The organism is Virgibacillus siamensis (assembly GCF_900162695.1).
Lineage (GTDB): Bacteria > Bacillota > Bacilli > Bacillales > Amphibacillaceae > Lentibacillus > Lentibacillus siamensis_A.
The window spans coordinates 242,911-258,010 of the sequence record NZ_FUIH01000007.1; the positions used below are offsets into that span (position 1 = coordinate 242,911).

The 15,100-nt window shown below is 41.8% G+C and carries 13 protein-coding genes; 9 read left to right on the top strand and 4 right to left on the bottom strand.

Annotation, left to right across the window (positions count from 1 at the left end; genetic code table 11):
- Window positions 1-18 precede the first annotated feature (18 nt).
- Both B1K71_RS04905 and B1K71_RS04910 read right to left on the bottom strand, forming a co-directional pair.
- A complete protein-coding gene (locus B1K71_RS04905; RefSeq protein WP_077324877.1) occupies window positions 19-771 on the bottom strand; it encodes a gluconate 2-dehydrogenase subunit 3 family protein in 753 nt (250 codons plus the stop codon).
- Window positions 772-969: 198 nt separating this feature from the next.
- The gene (locus B1K71_RS04910) at window positions 970-1,665 is read right to left on the bottom strand and encodes a YqeB family protein (protein WP_077324878.1); all 696 of its coding nucleotides are present in this window, start codon (window positions 1,663-1,665) and stop codon (window positions 970-972) included.
- 249 nt (window positions 1,666-1,914) lie between these two features.
- On the opposite strand from B1K71_RS04910, the gene B1K71_RS04915 reads away from it, so the two are divergent.
- The 4 genes from B1K71_RS04915 (at window position 1,915) to B1K71_RS04930 (ending at window position 5,617) form a co-directional block, all read left to right on the top strand.
- On the top strand, window positions 1,915-2,382 hold the full coding sequence (locus B1K71_RS04915; RefSeq protein ID WP_077324879.1) for a GNAT family N-acetyltransferase: 468 nt from the start codon (window positions 1,915-1,917) through the stop codon (window positions 2,380-2,382).
- Window positions 2,383-2,607: 225 nt separating this feature from the next.
- A complete protein-coding gene (locus B1K71_RS04920) occupies window positions 2,608-3,291 on the top strand; it encodes a glyoxalase (protein WP_077324880.1) in 684 nt (227 codons plus the stop codon).
- Entirely contained in the window at window positions 3,288-4,319 is a 1,032-nt protein-coding gene (locus B1K71_RS04925) for a serine hydrolase domain-containing protein (protein ID WP_077324881.1), read from the top strand. The genes B1K71_RS04920 and B1K71_RS04925 overlap by 4 nt, the downstream gene beginning before the upstream one ends.
- 35 nt (window positions 4,320-4,354) lie before the next feature.
- Window positions 4,355-5,617 (top strand): esterase/lipase family protein, encoded by a 1,263-nt coding sequence (locus B1K71_RS04930; RefSeq protein WP_077324882.1) that lies wholly within the window; start codon window positions 4,355-4,357, stop codon window positions 5,615-5,617.
- Window positions 5,618-5,743: 126 nt separating this feature from the next.
- Here B1K71_RS04930 and B1K71_RS04935 read toward each other — a convergent pair whose 3' ends face one another.
- Window positions 5,744-6,298 carry a MerR family transcriptional regulator gene (locus B1K71_RS04935; RefSeq protein WP_175631837.1) on the bottom strand — a complete coding sequence of 185 codons (555 nt, stop codon included), beginning with the start codon at window positions 6,296-6,298 and terminating at the stop codon, window positions 5,744-5,746.
- 199 nt (window positions 6,299-6,497) lie between these two features.
- Window positions 6,498-7,664, bottom strand: a complete 1,167-nt coding sequence (locus B1K71_RS04940; protein WP_077324884.1) for a site-2 protease family protein — start codon at window positions 7,662-7,664, stop codon at window positions 6,498-6,500.
- A gap of 175 nt (window positions 7,665-7,839) precedes the next feature.
- Here B1K71_RS04940 and B1K71_RS04945 point away from each other — a divergent pair, with 175 nt between their 5' ends.
- The 5 genes from B1K71_RS04945 to B1K71_RS04965 all read left to right on the top strand — a co-directional run bounded on the left by B1K71_RS04945 (window position 7,840) and on the right by B1K71_RS04965 (window position 14,892).
- Window positions 7,840-8,562 (top strand): GntR family transcriptional regulator, encoded by a 723-nt coding sequence (locus tag B1K71_RS04945; RefSeq protein WP_077324885.1) that lies wholly within the window; start codon window positions 7,840-7,842, stop codon window positions 8,560-8,562.
- A gap of 294 nt (window positions 8,563-8,856) precedes the next feature.
- On the top strand, window positions 8,857-9,990 hold the full coding sequence (gene ald / locus B1K71_RS04950; RefSeq protein WP_077324886.1) for an alanine dehydrogenase: 1,134 nt from the start codon (window positions 8,857-8,859) through the stop codon (window positions 9,988-9,990).
- A gap of 45 nt (window positions 9,991-10,035) precedes the next feature.
- The gene (locus B1K71_RS04955) at window positions 10,036-11,391 is read left to right on the top strand and encodes an aminotransferase (RefSeq protein WP_077324887.1); all 1,356 of its coding nucleotides are present in this window, start codon (window positions 10,036-10,038) and stop codon (window positions 11,389-11,391) included.
- A gap of 76 nt (window positions 11,392-11,467) precedes the next feature.
- Window positions 11,468-13,243, top strand: coding sequence for a sulfoacetaldehyde acetyltransferase (gene xsc / locus B1K71_RS04960; RefSeq protein ID WP_077324888.1), 1,776 nt, complete (start codon window positions 11,468-11,470; stop codon window positions 13,241-13,243).
- A gap of 185 nt (window positions 13,244-13,428) precedes the next feature.
- Window positions 13,429-14,892, top strand: a complete 1,464-nt coding sequence (locus tag B1K71_RS04965) for an APC family permease (protein ID WP_077324889.1) — start codon at window positions 13,429-13,431, stop codon at window positions 14,890-14,892.
- The last annotated feature ends 208 nt before the right edge of the window (window positions 14,893-15,100 follow it).

Sequence of the window (15,100 nt, forward strand, 5' to 3'; positions counted from 1 at the left end):
CCTTCGGCCATTGTTATTTTAAGAGTAATGATCACCTAATGACTTTGGTTTGATTTTGATAAACTTTTTGCTTCCGATTCGGTTCAGGTAACTCATCTGACTGCCTGGAAAGTCTTTCATCTTCCAGCCTTCCATATCAGCATTTCCGCCATAAAGGGGATCTGCGTATGTTCCGGAAATGGTTGCAGAGCGGAGCAGCTCGAAGAAATAAGCAGAACTGACATGTTTCAGTTTGATCTTGTCATCCTCGAATTTTGTCAAGATTTTATCCTGCTGCTCGCCGTCCAATTCAACAAAGCCTTTATTATGCGCAGACTGGCTTTCTTTTTCCAGTGCTCTGATTCCCGCCATGAAAACAGCGTTGCGTTTTAATGGTGTCTGGTATCCCTGATAATCAGTACCTTCAGAAAAAGGGCCTTTCATGTACTCCCGCTCGTTATTTCCATAGGCACCAGCCAGTTCATGATCGATAAAAAATGGAGCACCCAGTTCAATTGCACCCGGTCCGAGATCATCTTTTGGATAGATTCGCTCACATGCAGCACTTAATATTTGAAAATCAGCTTGTCTCGTAAAAAACTTCAATGCGCGGTTAAAATTAGTAGGTTGATTATTATTTTGTGATTTATTTGCGGTTTCTTCATCAAGGAAATTGGTACCGATAAACGTACCAAGAACAGTTCCGCCGATTGCACCGCCGGCTAAATAGCTTGAATTTCGTATGAATTTTCGCCGCGATATTTTGTCATCTGATTTTTCCTCATCAGCCATTGCAGTTCCACCTTTCCACAATTTATCCATTATAGTTGCGTAGCATAACCAAGTTTTGTCATTTCTATTATTGAATAAACATGCAAAAGTGTTTTTGGAATTTAATATTGTTTTTCAATTTATCTGATTTCTAATCACAACAAAAAATGGCCAGTACTTCATGGCATGTGAAGTACTGGCCAATTTGAAGACCAGCGGTTATTCAGCTTTTCTCCAATACTGTTTTTTCTTCTCATCTCGAACTATAATACCAAGTTTAACTAGTTCATTTCGTAAATCGTTTATCTCATCTTTGTCATCTTTTTGCAGTGCTTTATCCCTGGCTCGCATCAAAGCATTAACGGCAGGGGAGAGATCAGGGTTCCCTTCGACCCACCTTTGAAAAGAATCTGCATATGGATCATCATCTGACCATGGGTATCCATGATCATTAAAGGCAGTACGAAGATCTTTTTGTTTTTCATCGGTTTCCGAACGCAGCAGTTCATAGCCGTTATTTCCGACGATGACAAGCTGTTTGTTATCTGGATAAATATACTGGATTGTATTTTGTTGAAAGGACTGGTTAGTTCCTCCTTGTTTGATGTTGATTTCACGGTCATTTACAGTGATATGCAATGTATCGTTAATAATCAGAAGTGCCCCGAACAGTCCTGCACAAAATCCAAGGGCAGTGCAAATAATCCTCAGCCATATTCCGTCAAGTGAAAGAATGTATTTAATAAGGTCCTGAAACGGAATGATGGGAATGTTAATCAACCATCCAACAATTACAGGAAGGAAATAGCCAATAACCGTTCCAGCGATGGCTAAAAATATAAAAATAATTGAAGTATCTTTTTTGGTTAACCCAACCATAGTTGCATCATGATAAGGATCTTTGGTTAAAGACAAGCTGCACCACACCTTTTAACGTTTTTAGCCCCACTTATTATACCAAAAAAAGAGAAAGATGCGAGATAGGAACCGCAAAATGTTTTCGATAAAATTCGGGTGGTGCCAGGCATCTCTGTTCATATTTTTCAGAATATATTTATGCTATAATACATTTGTAATAGAAATACACCATGAGTGGTTACCCCTTGGATTCGTTGTATCGGTCAAAGGGGATATTTTTATTTTAAGCTGGGGGGAACTGTAGATATGACCATTGAGTTTAAACCTATGATTGAAGAAAAGTTTGATAGTTACCTAAAATGGATGGTGGAAGACTATGCAGGTGAACATGTGAAGGCCGGAAATTGGAGTGAAGAAGAAGCTCTCGAAAAAGCGAACAAGCAATTGGAGCAACTGCTGCCGGATGGTCTGGATACCAAAGAAAATTTTCTTTATTCAGTTTGCCAGGATAATGATCCGATTGGGATTTTGTGGCTGAATGTGCGACTAATGCCACAGGGTAAACATGCTTTTATCTATGACATCAGAATCGACGATGAGCAGCAGGGAAAAGGCCTTGGAAAAGCTGCAATGCAGGAATTGGACAATTATGCTGATAAGCATGGTATTCAGAAAGTCGCATTGCATGTTTTTGAACATAACCACCGCGCGATTGCACTGTATAAAAAAATGGGATATGAAATGACGAGCCATCAGATGGCAAAAGTTTTTTAAACCAATAGGGATTGGAGCTGCTGTTGAACCATGTATTCACAGCATTTTTTAGTTGTGAACTTTAGCATTTACATTGTGAACTTTAGCACTTCTACCGTGAACTTTATCACTTTACCTGTGAACTTTAGCGAAACCACCCGGAACTTTAGCATTTCCACGCATTAAAGTGGATTGGGGATTTGGATATGTCGCTGTTAATGGCGCGGGAGAAAATGGAGGCAGATTATGAAAATAAATAAAGTAACCTTACAGAGTAATAACCTTATTGAAGTGAAAGATTTTTATGTTAATAGGTTTGGATTTGTATTGCTTGATAGTGATGAAAAGAGGTTTTCCATAAAGGTCGGGGAAAGTATACTGGAGTTTCAGGAAAACAGCCGGGACAGTGAGCCGTTTTATCACTTTGCTTTTAACATTCCCCGGAATCTCTTTCGGGAGGCAAAAGAATGGACGCGGAGCAAAGTGGAACTTAATACCGATGATGGGGAAGATGAGGCGCATTTTGCTTTTCTAAACGCAAATGCATGTTATTTTTACGATCCAGCAGGGAACATTGTGGAATTTATTGCGAGGGCATCATCCCCCGCCTCTGAAAACAATTTCACCGTGAAGGAAATTTTGAATATCAGTGAAATTAATGTAACCACCAGTGACGTTAAACGGGCTGCGGACCAGCTGAAGGAAGCAGGGGTTCCGGTGCGGGAAAATGAATCACTTGATGAGAATAGTTTGAATTTCATGGGAGAAGCGGATGGAGGTGCATTTATACTGCTTGGACCGGCCGGCAGACGATGGATTTTCTCGGATAAGTATTCGGAGGTTCATCCGCTGAAGATTTTGGTGAATGATGACTTGATTATTGAGCAGTTTGCTGATGGATTGAAACTGTTCCAAGGGGGGCTGTCATGAGTTGTGAAATTAGGGAGAACCTGTCAGAAATCCAGCAACAGATAAATTTCTCCGGTTCCATTCTGGTTCAACTGGAAAATGACATTTTGCTGAAGCAGGGTTATGGTTATGCCAATCGGTCAGAGGAACTGGAAAATAACGAAGCAACCCGTTTTGGGATTGCTTCAGGGTGTAAGTTGTTTACAGCGATCGCAGTAAGTCAGCTTGAACAGAATGGGCAGCTTTCATTCGATGATAGGCTGATAGATTGTTTGGACGTTGATTTTCCGCATTTTGATAATGATATTACTGTTCATCATCTGCTGAGTCATACATCGGGGATTCCTGACTATTTTGATGAAGAGGTAATGGATGACTTTGAAGAACTTTGGGTGAAATATCCGATGTACAATCTGCGGGAATTACGTGAATTTTTGCCGCTTTTTCAACATGGCCGCATGATGTCCCGGCCAGGAGAAAAGTTCCATTATAATAATGCAGGCTATATATTGCTTGGAATGATTGTGGAGCATGTAAGCAAGCTTCGGTTTACGGATTATGTACAGAAGCATATTTTCAATAAAGCTGGTATGAGGCGTTCCGGATATTTTTCATTTGATTCCCTGCCAGCGAATACAGCCCTTGGCTATATTGATAATCCGGATGGAACCTGGCGTACGAATATCTATTCACTACCGGTTAAAGGCGGATCCGATGGTGGGGCATTTGTCACTGTTCAAGATATGGCAAACCTTTGGCATGTATTGCTAAACGGGGAGCTGTTGGATAAGAAGCATACAGATTTACTGATGGAAACCCACTGTATGGTGAAAGGAAATAGTTATTACGGATATGGAGTGTGGATTCGTAAGGAAGGTTTGGAGAAATATCATGTGATGGGCTATGACCCGGGCGTCAGCTTTCATTCGGCGTATTATCCCGAAATATCAGCAACAGTGGTTGTATGTTCCAACAAATCGGATGGTGCATTTGATATGATGCAGGCAATTGAAGAAGCACTTGAAGCGCAGTGGGATCGGGGTTATTAAAGTAAATATAAATCTGGAAAAGGGTGTTTTGCGGGATGGTAAAAACGAAAGTGGTTTCAATTGTGTTTGTTTTCCTGCTGGGGTTCATATTTTTCCCGGAAATGAAGGCGCATGCACAGAAACAGCATTCATCGGACCATAATGATTATCCTATTATTCTGGTTCATGGTCTGGCAGGGTGGGGAGAAAATGAACTCGGCGGTTATAAGTATTGGGGCGGCTACAATGACATCAAAGCTAATCTGGACCTGAATGGATATGAAACGTATACCGCGGCAGTTGGGCCGTTCTCCAGTAATTATGATAGAGCCGTAGAATTATATTATCGGATAAAAGGTGGAAAAGTTGATTACGGGGCGGCACATGCGAAGAAGCACGGACATTTACAGTTCGGTGAATATTATCCTGGTTTTTATAAAAAATGGAATGCAACACACAAGGTACATCTGGTGGGCCATAGTATGGGCGGCCAGACAATCCGTGTGCTGGAAGAGCTGCTGCGTAATGGAAGTCCGTTGGAGCAAGGCTATCATGAAAAACATCCATCCGAAAAAATCTCTCCACTCTATCAAGGCGGCAATGATTGGGTGCATAGTATCACAACGATAGCAACGCCGCACAATGGTACCACGTTTGCAAATGGGGTTAAAAAATTTCTTCCTTTCGTAAAAGATACGGTTATTCATTTGGCTGCAACATCCGGTTATACGCGCAAATCGTTCGTCTATGATTTTAAACTGGATCAATGGGGGTTATCCCGCAAACCAGGGGAATCATTTATGCACTACACCAACAGGGTTTTGGAAAGTGATATTTGGGAGACAAAGGACATTAGTCTGTATGATCTCTCAACCACCGGGGCACAAGATATAAATGAGTGGGCTGACATTAAATCGGATGTGTATTATTTTTCTTATTCTGGAAATGCAACATACCGGTCAATCGTAACCGGGCATTATCTGCCGTTGGTATTTATGAATCCAACGATGATGGGTCCATCTATCTACATCGGACAATATGAACAGCCTAACGGTTCACCTCCTATTGACGCTTCCTGGTGGCCGAATGATGGTCTTGTCAGCGTTGTATCTGCCAAGCATCCGTTCGGGCAGCCGGCAAAATTGTACTCCGGAAATGGTGAGGCGGAGACAGGTGTATGGAATTTCTATCCGACAAAATACCGGTGGGATCACCAGGACTTTATCGGATTAGACTTGGCGGATACGCTTGGCATTACAAATATTTATGCATTTTATCAATCCTTGGCAAGTGAGTTGACTGAACTTCCTAAAGAGTAGGTGGCAGACTAAGTTCGCTGGATCGTCATGATACTGAAATTATAAAAAAACAGGAGCTTCATTCCTTTATTGGACTGAAGCTCCTGTTTTTTCTAAATGCATGCTTGACAGGTTCATGAAAAGTAATTATTTGTCAAACAGCTTCGCGAAGGATTCCTTTTTCATTTCGTATTCCTTTGCAAGGGGAGGTTCTTGTTTTAATGATTCAATCTCTTGTTTTAACAGTTCAATTTCTTGTTTTAATTCACTGATTTCTTCCATTTGCTTTTCCGTGTTTTTGATTCGCTTCTTATGTTGATTTTGTTGTTCCTGTATGTCCATTATGGACTCTTTCTGGTCTGAAACATTTGTTACAGTTTTTCCAAGTGTCTGCATAACGGTTAAAATATTTTCTCTGTAATTTTCACTATTCAATGTCTGTTGTTCACCCTCAACTGTTTTCTTTACTGGGATTGGAAAAACACTGTTCTCCAGCATGTACATAATTTGTGTCTTTTGATATCCTTTATCTTTATATCGTTTTATGAATTTTAATACATCAATCGCATCTGTGTGATAGTACGTGACATTTTGAAAATGTGTTTCAGGTATATAGAAATTAAAATCTTCTATCCAATGTATTACAGTGTTTTGTGGAACGCCAACTGTATGGCATAAGCCATTAATACTCAAAAGTCCCAATGTTTCCCACCGTCTTTCTTTGAATGTTATGGTGCACGCTATTTTAATTTCCAATCACAGTAATGATAGTAAAAGATATTGGAATTGATACGTAATAAATGTGGGAAAAATAAGTAATTAATGGAGAGGGAGAAAAGTTTCGGGACAGGCAGATATTTTTAATCGGAATAATCCGCCTGTCCCGTGTTAACCGTAAATCTTACCGTGTGATTTGGCTTGATTCCAGTATCTCCATGCCGTATACAAGAAAGAGTGCCAATACAACAGCAAGTCCGAGGTAAAGTATTAATGCTCGGATTTTTGTTCCAATCGATGTTTGGTAATAGGTTTTTGCTCGATCCATTTCCGCTCTGATAGTTGTTAATTTCTTTTCATTTTCAATGATTACGCTATTCAAATCTGTGTTGATTGGTGTGTTTTCATAAAATGATAATTCATAATTTCTTATTTGGTTTAACATATTGGTCAAAATGTCTTTTTCTGCCTTACGTTTTTTAAAAGCAGTCCGTTTCTTTTCCTGAATAACAGGGAGGACGGACCCGGAATCTGCTGAAAGATGTTTGCTGATTTCATTTAATCGGTAGTTGATTTTGTTTTTTATGGAGATGAAATTACTCGTATTCATCTCTTCCGAATGAGGTGTAAATGCAACTAAGTGCTTCAGTTCATCGTTCACTTCTGTCAAAACTTTTTCTTCATGTTTCATTATTTCAACTTTTGCATTGTCTTTGAATCGGTCCCACCAGGTGAAAATACCAAAAATGAAAATGAGGATTATGATTGGATCGGGTGATATGAAAATAATCGGAATCATCACCAGCAGTCCAATGAACCATATTTTTGTCGACAGAACCGTAACGATCCGCCCGCCATCAAGTGGAGAGACCGGAAAAAGGTTAAACAAATTAATCAGGCCGCCAAGCTGGATAACAAGTCCCCAGTATGGATCTTGTGTAAGCGTGTATAATCCGGCTGCAGGCAGAATGGATACTAAACCTGCCAAGGGACCGCCATAGGCTACGAAAAATTCTGTCTCGGCATCTTTTATTTTTTTTGGATCAATACCAATTGCCGCACCCATAAATGGAATGAAAATAGCAGGACTAGTCGGGATTTTCTTTATTTTTGCTGCTGCGAGATGTCCCATTTCGTGGACAAAAATAAGGTATACAATGGCAAAAGCAAATTTCCAGCCGAAAATTATTGCATATCCGCCCAATGAAACGAACATGGAGGCAAGTGTTGCAAATTTGCCGATTTTGAACAGGGCAAATACCCATTTCATTTTTGCCAGCAGGAATATGCCGATTGCTGCAATCCATCCCCACATTCCCTTATTTGACTTGTTTCTTGCATCTGTTGCCATATTTACCGCAACTCTCCTTTATACCGTTCATTGGATATTCATTTATTTTATCATAAAAAAGGGGCGTACCGGATAGGATTGGTATATTTGATTCTGTGGGTCGGTTAATCACTCCTTCACCTTTTCTGAAGTTTTTGCTATTCTTAAATTAAAAAGAGAGAAAGGATCAGCTACAGTGCAACTAGACTATGAAAATGGCATACCATTACATGTGCAATTAAAAAGTATCATTGAAAGTCAGGTAACGGAAGGGGCGCTTACAGGACAAATTCCAAGTGAGCGTGAATTCATGGAAAACTTTAATGTCAGCAGGAGTACTGTCCGGGAAGCTATCAATCTTCTGGTACGGGACGGGGTGCTTGAGAAAGTGCATGGAAAAGGGACATTTGTCTTGTATAAGCCGATTGGTGAATGGCTTGGGAATCTTACCAGTACAACGGAAACAATCAAACAAATGGGAATGAAGCCCGGTGCAAAATTAATTAACCACTGCAAAATAGAAGCATCATCATATATACAAGAATTGACCGGTTTTGATTATGTTTATTTCATTAAACGGGTCCGTTATGCGGATGATGTTCCAATCGGTGTGGAGTGTCATTATTATCCTGTACAAATCGGAGAAGAGCTTGTTCGATATGATTTGAATGATACAACCCTTTATGAAGTGGAGCAAAATGAATTGGGGATCTGGTTTGCTGAAGCGAGTCAAACAATTGGTATCGGCAGTTTATCTGAGGAAGATGCAGCACATTTAAATTTGGATCCGGACACCATTGTTTTAGTCGCCGAACGTATCATTAAGGGAGCGGATGGGGACGTTATTGAACTCGAAAAGGCTTATTACCGTAGTGATATGTACAATTTTAAGATTAATTTGTCCCGTAAATTTGGTTAGGATCACGTGGGGAAATTCACCGTAAATCGTCTGCCGGCATAAAATTTTCCCGCACCTCAGCCGGCTTGTCCGATTCTGAATTTAACTAGAGAAATGCGCTTCAAAACAGTGTCACATGGCGTGTATAAGTAAATCAAATAGCAGCTATTATTTTTTTAAATTATTGAATTGACAAAAAATATTGAAATTACTTGCGATCATGATATATACTCATAATGAATCAAGTAACTGGTACGGACGTCATGATGTTGTTCGGGAGGTTATTGGTTATGATCATATGATTGGAGTGATTTCATGATTGTAGGAGTTCCCAAAGAAGTGAAAAACAATGAAAATCGTGTTGCAATGACACCCTCTGGAGTTACATTGTTTGTCAATGCAGGACACGAGGTGCTTATTCAAGCTTCGGCTGGAAGTGGAAGCGGTTTCCTTGATGAAGAATACAAGGCTGCCGGGGCTGAAATTGTAAATGGCGCTAGCGAAGCATGGTCGGCGGAAATGGTAATGAAAGTGAAAGAGCCACAGCCGGAAGAATATAAGTTTTTATATGAAGGGCTTATTTTGTTCACGTATCTGCATCTCGCTGCCGAACCGGAATTAACCGCACAGCTTACGGAGAAAAAAGTTACCGCTATTGCCTATGAAACGGTTCAGGAAGCGAATGGTGCACTGCCGCTTCTTGCTCCAATGAGCGAAATCGCCGGCCGGATGTCTGTTCAGATAGGAGCGCAATTTCTGGAAAACACAAAAGGTGGAAAAGGGGTCCTGCTCAGCGGTGTACCAGGCGTGAATCCAGCCAATGTGGTCATAGTCGGAGGAGGTGCTGTCGGGACCAATGCTGCTAAAATGGCTGCCGGGTTTCGTGCAAATGTAACGATTTTGGATATCAACACGAATCGACTGCGTGAGTTGGATGACTTATTCGGTGGAAATGTCAATACACTAATGTCCAATCCGCTTAATATTCAAGAATCTGTGAAAAAAGCGGATCTGCTAATCGGAGCTGTGCTGATTCCGGGGGCAAAAACTCCGAAACTCGTTAAAGAAGAAATGGTCAAAGAAATGTCGCCTGGCTCAGTCATTATTGATGTGGCAGTGGATCAAGGCGGGGTAATTGAAACGGCTGACCGGGTGACGACGCATGATAATCCAGCATACACGAAACATGGTGTCTTGCATTATGCAGTTGCCAACATCCCTGGGGCTGTTGCAAGGACATCCACACTATCTCTGACCAATGACGCCAGTAAATATGGTCTGTTTTTGGCAAATAAAGGGTTTGAAGAGGCTGTTAAATCAAATGAGGCATTTGCAAAAGGTGTCAATACCCATAAAGGACATATAACGTTCAAGAGTGTTGCAAAAGAATATAACAAACCATTTAAACCAATTGCATCTGTTTTGGAGAATGAACCGGTTGTTTTGTAATTTATTTTGTTTCCACAAAAAATTTATGTGAAATGAGGGAGGAAAATGAAAACAAAAGCGGAGTTGAACAGTGTAACTGTTGAACAGGAGTCTCATCTTTGGAATGCAATGCATAAATACAATCCGGCGGCAAAAGCAATGGTGGCTGAATCAGGGCAAGGCTCATGGTTTACCGACAAGGATGGGAAACAGTATCTTGACGGGGTATCTGGTCTATGGTGTCTGAATCTTGGCTATGGCCGGGAAGAAATAGTTGAAGCTGCTGCAGAACAGATGCGGAAACTATCTTATTTCCCTTTAACAATGAACCATCAGCCGGCGATTGACCTGGCAAATAAACTTAGTCAATTGCTTGGTGAGGAATACCAGACATTCTTTTCCAACAGTGGATCCGAAGCAAATGAAACAGCCTTTAAAATTGCACGTCAGTATCATATTCAAACGGGGAATCCTGGGAAATTTAAATTTATTTCCCGCTATCGTGCTTATCATGGGTCAACACTTGGTGCAATGAGTGCGACCGCCCAGGCCAACAGACGTTTTAAATATGATCCGGCAGCACCCGGATTTCTGCATGTATCACCACCATACAGCTACAGATCCCTGTATTCCGGTACAAAGGAAGAAAAAGATCTTCGGGCTGCAGATCAATTGGAAGAAACAATCAAATGGGAAGGTGAGGAGACAGTAGCCGCCGTTATTATGGAACCATTTATTTCAGGTGGCGGTGTCATCATACCATCTGTCCGATACATTCAGCGTGTTGCGGAGATTTGCCGGGAGTACAATGTATTACTCATTATGGATGAGGTGGTATCCGGCTTTGGACGAACCGGAAAAATGTTCGGATTCAAACATGCAGCAGGTGTCCAGCCAGATATTGTCACGATGGCAAAAGGGCTGACAAGTGGTTATTTGCCGCTTGGGGCTACTGCGGTAAAAGAGGATATTCACAATGTATTCAAGGAAGAAGGAAAAGACAATCATCTTCGTCACGTCTCAACGTATGGAGGGCATCCTGCAGCATGTGCTGTTGCACTGAAAAATATTGAAATTATCGAAAACGAAAATATTGTGGGACGCGTCGATGAACTGGCCAATTCCAAACTGATTGAATTACACAGTCTGAGCAACCACGAAAACGTCGGGGAAGTCAGGCAGGTTGGTTTTCTGGTCGGCCTGGAAATGGTTAAAGACAAGTTGACCAAAGAACCGCTCGATGAAGCAACCGTTGCCAACATTGTCGGCAAGTGCAGAGAAAGCGGACTGATCATCGGCAGTAACGGTCAAACCGTTCCAGGCGGCAATAACATTATCATTATTGCTCCTCCGCTTTCCAGTACAGAGGGCGACCTGGATTTCATCATTGAAACTGTTAAATCCGTCATTAGCAGTATTTAGACAGACGCTATTTCGATCGTGATTGGATACGAAGGTAAGATTATTTATTACTATATTTTTTGAGGAGGATTAACGTATGGTAAAACAAAAAGAAGAAATGAAGCAGACGGTTAATAAGAAGCAGCGGATGACACCGAGTGAGGCAATCGTGGAAACACTTGTGGCGGAAAATGTGAAGGAGGTATACGGAATTGTCGGATCAGCATTTATGGATATGCTGGATTTATTCCCGACCGCCGATATCCGTTTCATACCGGTACGCCATGAGCAAAGTGCAGGTCATATGGCAGATGCCTATGAGCGTGTGTCCGGTACAGCAGGGGTGATTGTCGGGCAGAATGGTCCCGGAATAACGAACATGGTTACCTCTGTAGCGGCAGCAAATCAGGCGCATAGTCCAATGGTTGTTATTTCACCATCCGCTGGCACCGCTTCTATCGGTCTTGATGGTTTCCAGGAAGCAAACCAGGTTTCCATTTTTGAAGATATAACAAAAGAAACAGTCCGGGTTACCAATAAAAACCGGGTGGCAGATTGCCTGCGCACCGCATTTCGGATTGCATACGCCGAACGGGGGCCTGTACTGTATGATATTCCACGTGATTTATTCTATGGTGAAATGGAAGATTATATTTTGGAACCCAAACAGTACCGTGCAGAAAAACGCGGCTTTGGTGATGTTGCATCTATTCAACGTGCGGTTGATTTGCTGAAAAATGCAAAAAAGCCGGCAATTATTTCCGGCCGCGGTTCAGTTGATGCAGACGGTGTGGATTCCGTGGTGAAAATCGCAGAACACCTTACAGCCCCGGCGGCATGTGCTTATATGCATAATGATGCATTCCCGGCCGATCATCCATTAGGAGTTGGACCAATTGGGTATATGGGTGCTAAATCTGCCATGTATGCTTTGAAGGAAGCAGATGTCGTTTTGGCAGTCGGCACAAGGCTGTCCCAGTTTGGAACATTACCAAGTTATGATATTGACTACTTCCCGAAAAATGCCAAGATTATTCAAGTTGATATTAACCCGCGCCAAATTGGGCGCACACACCCGGTAGAAGTGGGGATCATCGGGGATGCCAAAGCTGCAAGTGATGAAATTTACCAAAGACTGCAGGAGGTGCTCCCTTCTCCTGAAAAAGACGATGCACGACTGAAGCAAATAGGCGAATGGAAGGAAGCGTGGGAAAAAGAGTTGGTTGATACAGCAATGGAAGATGGCACACCAATCAATCCGCGCCGTGCCCTGCTTGAAATGACTAAAGCATTGCCGGAGAATGCGATTGTTTCATCTGATATTGGTAATGTTTCATCCACTGCAAATGCGTATTTGCGCTTTAATCAGACACGGCGCCATATTGCAGCATTAACTTTTGGCAACACTGGATTCGCGTATCCTGCAGCACTTGGTGCACAGCTTGCCGAACCGGATGCACCTGTTTTTGCGATTATCGGTGATGGTGCATGGGGGATGAGTCTGCATGAAGTAAGTACAGCCGTTGAGCAAAATATTCCTGTAGTGGCGTGTGTCTTCAACAACAAGTCATGGGCAGCAGAGAAAAAGAACCAGGTTGATTACTATGATGACCGTTATGTCGGATCGAATATTTCCGCACCGGAGTTTGCGGAAGTGGCGAAATCCATGGGTGCACTTGGTTACACGATTGATAAGCCGGAAGATATTGCACCGGCCATTGAAGATGCACTGGCCAAGCGCAAACCTGCTGTACTAAACATTTATGTTGACGGTACTCAGCTTGCACCGCCATTCCGTAAAGACGCTCTGAAAATGCCAACCCGTCTTCTGGATAAGTATAAGCATCTGGACTTCGATGTTTGGGGAAAATAAGGTCATATGCAAAACTCTCCGCCGGTTTTCCGGTGGAGAGTTTGTTTGGTCAGGTTGATAATTGCGCAGATAAGGGTTACGGTGTAAGCGATACCAAATGTGAGGTGATAAGTGCCCATTGAAATGAAAGATTTTGCTGGCCTCGGGAATATTGTTGAATCTTTAAAACTGAAGGGAGTATATTCATGAAAGAAAGAGAACAATTGAAAAGGACGTTGAAGCCGCAGTGGGTATGGGCAATTGCTTTTGGATCCGCCATAGGGTGGGGAAGTTTTGTTCAACCAGCAATCTGGATGGGTCAAGGTGGTCCGCTTGGGGTTATTATCGGCTTTCTGATTGGTGCATTGATTATGCTTGTAATTGGAGTCAGTTACGGGTTTTTAATTAAGGAATTACCTGTATCCGGGGGAGATGTTGCTTTCGTTTATGCCAAATTCGGAAGAACGCACGCTTTTATTTGTGGTTGGGCATTGGCTTTAGCATATATTTGTATTGTTGCCTTGAATGCCTCTGCACTGGCATTATTAGCAAAGTTTTTAATGCCAGGCTTGGTGGAATGGGGTTATTTGTACAGTATTGCGGGATGGGACGTTTATTTTGGTCAAATTTTAGTGGCAAGTATTGCATTAATTGTTTTTGCCTATATGAATGTCCGGGGCACAACTTTAACCGGAAGGACGCAATACGTATTTTGCATTCTGCTGCTTGTCGGAGTAGCATTACTGTTTTTAGGGATGATCTTCAATTCTGATACATCCTTCAGCAATTTGCAGCCGGGTTTTAAACCTGGTATATCGCCCTGGTCATCTGTTATTGCCATTGTCGCCATTGCTCCATGGGCTTATGTAGGGTTTGCCAGTATACCTCAAGTAGCTGAGGAGTTTGATTTTCCGCCTAAAAAGGCTTTTTCCCTTATTTTATTCGCCCTTATTTTTGCGGCGTTGGAATATTCCGTAATGATTATGGTTACAGCATTGCCAATGCCATGGCAGGAACTTGCGGCAACAAATGATATTTGGGGAACCGGCACAGTGGTGGCTGGAACACTGGGAAATGCAGGTATGTTGATTTTAGCAGTATCTTTATGTATGGGTGTTTTCACAGGGCTGAACGGTTTTTATCTGGCTGCAAGCCGTGTGCTTGTTGCAATGGGTAGAGCACAGTTTTTACCGAAAGTATTCGCCAAGTTACATTCGAAAAATAATACGCCATATTTCGGCATCATTATTGCTTGTTTATTATGTTTAATTGCTCCATGGTTCGGCAGATCTGTTTTGTCATGGGTAGTTAACATGTCCTCGACGGGTATAGCCATCGTCTTCTTTTATTGTTGTTTAGTTGCATATAAAAGTTTCAAATGGTCCAGTCAAGGCAATCAAAGCATAAAAAAAACCGCACCAGTAAAAAAATTCATGTCATTGCTTGGCTCCTTATTCGGTCTGGGGATACTTGCTTTGCTGCTTGTTCCAGGATCACCCGGATTTCTGAGCATGCCTTCATTAGTCGCGCTTGTTATTTGGGTCTTAATCGGTACGGTATTTTATTTTATACGAAAACCGGTATTTCAAAAGATCCCAAGAAAAGAAATGGATTATATGATTCTTGGTAAGGTAAATGATGCCAAGGAAGAACAAGAGACTGCCTTATAGGAACAGCATGACACTGCAGTAAATAGTGGTGGAGCAGCAACAAGGTTATAAACGAATGGAAACGGTATGTGAATTTTGGGTTTGCATACCGCTTTTCATGTTAGATTCGAGTGTATATTGACCTCAAACGTGCGAACACTTGCCTTAAACGCGCGCCTTGCATACGAACGAACACACTGTTGAAAAATCTGTCCGGTTTTATTTTTTA

Coding starts and splice junctions, on each gene's coding strand:
- B1K71_RS04940 (WP_077324884.1), bottom strand. CDS start 7,664: ATGGCAACAGATGCAAGAAACAAGTCAAATAAGGGAATGTGGGGATGG.
- B1K71_RS04920 (WP_077324880.1), top strand. CDS start 2,608: ATGAAAATAAATAAAGTAACCTTACAGAGTAATAACCTTATTGAAGTG.
- B1K71_RS04965 (WP_077324889.1), top strand. CDS start 13,429: ATGAAAGAAAGAGAACAATTGAAAAGGACGTTGAAGCCGCAGTGGGTA.
- B1K71_RS04955 (WP_077324887.1), top strand. CDS start 10,036: ATGAAAACAAAAGCGGAGTTGAACAGTGTAACTGTTGAACAGGAGTCT.
- ald (WP_077324886.1), top strand. CDS start 8,857: ATGATTGTAGGAGTTCCCAAAGAAGTGAAAAACAATGAAAATCGTGTT.
- B1K71_RS04905 (WP_077324877.1), bottom strand. CDS start 771: ATGGCTGATGAGGAAAAATCAGATGACAAAATATCGCGGCGAAAATTC.
- xsc (WP_077324888.1), top strand. CDS start 11,468: ATGGTAAAACAAAAAGAAGAAATGAAGCAGACGGTTAATAAGAAGCAG.
- B1K71_RS04925 (WP_077324881.1), top strand. CDS start 3,288: ATGAGTTGTGAAATTAGGGAGAACCTGTCAGAAATCCAGCAACAGATA.
- B1K71_RS04915 (WP_077324879.1), top strand. CDS start 1,915: ATGACCATTGAGTTTAAACCTATGATTGAAGAAAAGTTTGATAGTTAC.
- B1K71_RS04930 (WP_077324882.1), top strand. CDS start 4,355: ATGGTAAAAACGAAAGTGGTTTCAATTGTGTTTGTTTTCCTGCTGGGG.